Below are 4,441 nucleotides of genomic sequence, written 5' to 3'. Positions count from 1 at the left end.
TGGTGTTGTGAGGGGGGGAGCGCGTGTCTGAAGAGTTCGCACGGGGCAAGGAGGTCTTTTTCTCCTGGCGGAGGGACGCCTGAAGTGGCTGGGGGTTGTCCGGGGGGGGGGGCGGGGGGCTCGCCCCCCGGCACCCCTTCCGTGTGTCCGTCCCAATTCTGGAGGTTTTCCGTCATGACCGCGCCCGTCTTCTTCGTCGAGACCGAGCGGATCGCCGCCGCCGAGCCCGGGGCCGTGGTGCGCCTGGACGGCCCGGAGGGGCGGCACGCGGCCGCGGTCAAGCGGCTGGAGCCGGGCGAGGCGGTGACCCTGGCCGACGGGCTGGGGCTCGGCGTGGACGGCACGGTCGCCGCGGTGCTCGGCAAGGACGCGATCGACGTGACGGTCGCCGCCGTACGACGGGAGCCGGAGCCCGCGCCGCGGATCGTGGTCGTCCAGGCGCTGCCCAAGGGCGACCGCGGCGAGCTGGCCGTGGAGACGATGACCGAGGTCGGCGTGGACGTGGTGATCCCGTGGTCCGCCTCGCGCTGCATCACCCAGTGGAAGGGCGAACGCGGCGCCAAGGCGCTCGCCAAGTGGCGGGCCACCGCCAGGGAGGCCGGCAAGCAGTCCCGCCGGCTGCGCTTCCCCGTGGTCCGGGACGTGATGACCACCCGACAGCTGGCACCGGTGCTGCTGGGGGCCGCGTTCGCCGCCGTGCTGCACGAGGAGGGCGCCGAGCCGCTGGCGCACGCCGGTCTGCCGGAGGCCGGGGACATCGTGCTGGTGGTCGGCCCGGAGGGCGGGGTCTCCCCGGAGGAGCTGGCCGCCTTCGCCGAGGCCGGCGCCAAGCCGTACCGGCTGGGCCCCTCGGTGCTGCGCACCTCCACCGCCGGGGTCGCCGCCGGCGCACTGCTGCTGGGGCGCACCGGCCGCTGGTCGTAGCGCGTCCCGGCGCCCTGGTCGCGGCCGGGTGACGGCCGTCCGCGGGCGGCGCCGGGAGTCTGCGGAAAACGGCGCGGACCGTACGCGCGGCTGCCTAGGCTGGCCGGGTGACGGACTCCCTGAGCACCTCCCCGAACAGCTCGGCGGGCGCCTACCTGCGCCATCCCCACCTGCACGGCGACCTGGTCGCCTTCGTCGCCGAGGACGACCTCTGGCTCGCCCCTCTGGACGGCGGCCGGGCCTGGCGGCTGACGGCGGACCACCTGCCGGTCCACCACCCGCGGTTCTCCCCGGACGGGCGTCACCTCGCCTTCACCACCACCCGGGACGGCGCCCCCGAGGTGCACGTGGTGCCGGTGGACGGCGGCCCGTCGCGCCGGCTCACCCACTGGGGCAGTCACCAGACCCGGGTGCTGGGCTGGACGGCCGACGGCCGCCCGATCGCCGCCACCGCCGCCGGCGAGTCGAGCTTCCGCCGCACCTGGGCGCACGCCGTGCCGCTGGACGGCGGCGAGCCGCAGCGGCTGCCGTACGGGCCGGTCGGCGCCCTCGCCTTCGAGCCGGGCGGTGACCGGGTGCTGCTGAACAGCGTCAACGGCCGCGACCCGGCCTGGTGGAAGCGGTACCGGGGCGGGCGGGCCGGCAAGCTGTGGCTCGGCCGGGACGAGTTCGCCCGCGTCCACGCGGAGCTGGACGGGCAGCTGGACTCGCCGCTGTGGGTCGCCGGGCAGGACGGGCGCGACGGCAGGATCGCCTTCCTGTCCGACCACGAGGGCGTCGGCGAGCTGTGGTCCAGCCGCCCGGACGGCACCGACCTGCGCCGCCACACCACCGACCCGGACGGCTTCTACGCCCGGGGCGCCACCACCGACGGCACCCGGGTGGTCTTCCACCGGGCCGGCGACCTCTGGCTGCTGGACGACCTGGCGGGCGCCGAGCCGCGCCGGCTGGACGTCCGCCTCGCCGGTCCGCGGGCCGGGCGCCGCCCCCGCCCGGTGCCCGCCGCGCACTGGCTGGACTCCGTCGCCCCCGACCGCACCGGCCGGGGCAGCGCCGTGGTGGTGCGCGGCAGCGTGCACTGGCTGACCCACCGCGAGGGCCCGGCCCGGGTGCTGGACGAGACCCCCGGCGTGCGCGGGCGCCTGGCCCGGGTGGTGCCCGGCGAGGACGGCGCCCAGGGCGTGCTGTGGGTGACCGACGCCGAGGGCGAGGACGCCCTGGAGTTCGCCCCCGACCTGCACGGCGCCGAGCGCCGCCGGCTGGCCGCGGGGCGGCTCGGCCGGGTCAACTCGCTGACGGTCTCCCCGGACGGCAAGCGGGCCGCGCTCGGCGTGCACGACGGCCGGGTGCTGCTGGTCTCGCTGACCGACGGCGCCGTGCACGAGCTGGACCGCAGCGCCGACGGCGAGCCCGGCGGGCCCGCCTTCAGCCCGGACTCGGCCTGGCTGGCCTGGTCGCGCCCGGTGCGCGGGATGGGCCCGCACTCGCTGCGCCAGATCGTGCTGGCCGACCTGGCCACCCGGACCGTCGGCGAGGTCACCCAGCCGCGCTTCGTGGACACCTCGCCCTCCTTCACCGCGGACGGCCGCTACCTGGCCTTCCTGTCGGTGCGCAACTTCGACCCGGTCTACGACGCCCACGTCTTCGACCTGTCGTTCCCGAACGGCTGCCGCCCCTACCTCGTCACGCTGGCCGCCGACACCCCCTCCCCGTTCGGCCCGCGGCGGGCCGGGCGCCCGCTCGGCGGGGAGGAGGACGAGCCGAAGGCCGGGAAGGCGGACGGCGAGGCGGCGGCGGCCGGTGCCGCGCCGGTGACCAGGGTGGACCTGGACGGCATCGCCGACCGGATCGTCCCCTTCCCGGTCGAGGGCGGCCGCTTCGAGGAGCTGGCCGCCGCCAAGGACGGCGTGCTCTGGACCAGGGCCCCGCTGATGGGCGAACTCGGCGACGAGGCGGCCTCGTTGGACGACGACCGGCCGCGCCCGGTGCTGGAGCGCTTCGACCTGCGCAAGCGCCGGGTCGAGCAGCTGGTGCACGGCGTGGACGACTTCGCGGTCAGCGCGGACGGCACCCGGGTGGCCGTGCTGGACGAGGGCGAACTGCGGGTCGTCCCGGCCGACCACAAGGGCGGCGACGACGAGGAGACCGCCGTCGACCTCGCCCGGCTGCGGGTCACCGTCGACCCGGCCGCCGAGTGGCGGCAGATGTACGCCGAGAACGGCCGGCTGATGCGGGACAACTTCTGGCGCCCCGACCTCTCCGGCGTCGACTGGGCCGGGGTGCTGGAGCGCTACCGGCCGCTGGTCGAGCGGATCGGCTCGCACGACGAACTGGTCGACCTGCTCTGGGAGGTGCACGGCGAACTCGGCACCTCGCACGCCTACGTGATGCCGTACGGCCGGTACACCGAGCCCGCCCGGCGCCAGGGCCTGCTCGGCGCCGACCTGGTCCGGGACGGCGAGCAGTGGCGGATCGCCCGGATCCTGCCCGGCGAGTCCTCCGACCCCAGGGCCCGCTCGCCGCTGGCCGCACCCGGCGCGGCGATCCGCCCGGGCGACGCGGTGCTCGCCGTCAACGGCCGCCCGGTGGACCCGGTCACCGGGCCGGCGCCGCTGCTGGCCGGCACCGCCGGGCAGCCGGTCGAGCTGACCGTGGCCGGGAAGGACGGCACCGACCGGCGCCACCCGGTGGTCGTCCCGCTCGCCGACGAGGAGGCGCTGCGCTACCACGACTGGGTGGCCGGGCGGCGGGCCGCGGTGCGCGAGCTGTCCGGCGGGCGGCTGGGCTACCTGCACATCCCCGACATGCAGACGGCCGGCTGGGCCCAGCTGCACCGCGACCTGCGCAGCGAGATGGCCAGGGAGGGCCTGGTCGTCGACGTCCGGGGGAACCGGGGCGGCCACACCTCGCAGCTGGTGATCGAGAAGCTGGCCCGCCGGATCGTCGGCTGGGACGTCATCCGGGACACCGACCACCCGGTGCCCTACCCGGCGGACGCCCCGCGCGGCCCGGTGGTCGCGCTCGCCGACGAGTTCACCGGTTCGGACGGCGACGTGGTCAACGCCGCCGTCCAGGCGCTCGGGATCGGCCCGGTGGTCGGCACCCGCACCTGGGGCGGGGTGATCGGCATCGACAGCCGCTACCGGCTGGTCGACGGCACCCTGGTCACCCAGCCCAAGTACGCGCTCTGGATGGAGAACTACGGCTGGGGCCTGGAGAACCACGGCGTCGACCCGGATGTCGAGGTGCCGTTCGCCCCGCACCACTGGGCGGCCGGCGAGGACCCCCAGCTGGCCGAGGGCGTCCGGCTCGCGCTGGCGGGGCTCGCCGAGACCCCGGCCCGCACGGCGCCGCCGCTGCCCTGGGCGTAGCGGGGCTCGGTGGCGGGGCCCTGCAGCGGGGAGCCGGGGTGGGGAGGGGGGCGGGGCGAACTCCCCCCCCCGTTTGCGGGGGGGTGGGGAGGGGGCGGGGCTTCTTCTTGTTCCCCCATTCCCGGGGGGACAAACGGCGCAAGGCT

The 4,441-nt window shown here is 76.8% G+C and carries 2 protein-coding genes; both read left to right on the top strand.

Going from position 1 to position 4,441, the window contains the following annotated elements; genetic code table 11:
- Positions 1 to 174: 174 nt before the first annotated feature.
- Positions 175 to 924: a 16S rRNA (uracil(1498)-N(3))-methyltransferase gene (locus tag ACZ5OX_RS04860; RefSeq protein WP_465628727.1), complete on the top strand. Its 750-nt coding sequence runs from the start codon at positions 175 to 177 to the stop codon at positions 922 to 924.
- A 107-nt stretch (positions 925 to 1,031) separates the two neighbouring features.
- Positions 1,032 to 4,295, top strand: a complete 3,264-nt coding sequence (locus tag ACZ5OX_RS04855) for a S41 family peptidase (RefSeq protein WP_465628726.1) — start codon at positions 1,032 to 1,034, stop codon at positions 4,293 to 4,295.
- The last annotated feature ends 146 nt before the right edge of the window (positions 4,296 to 4,441 follow it).

It is taken from the genome of Kitasatospora sp. NPDC032121 (assembly GCF_055580145.1).
This window is presented reverse-complemented; position numbering and strand designations above follow the sequence as displayed.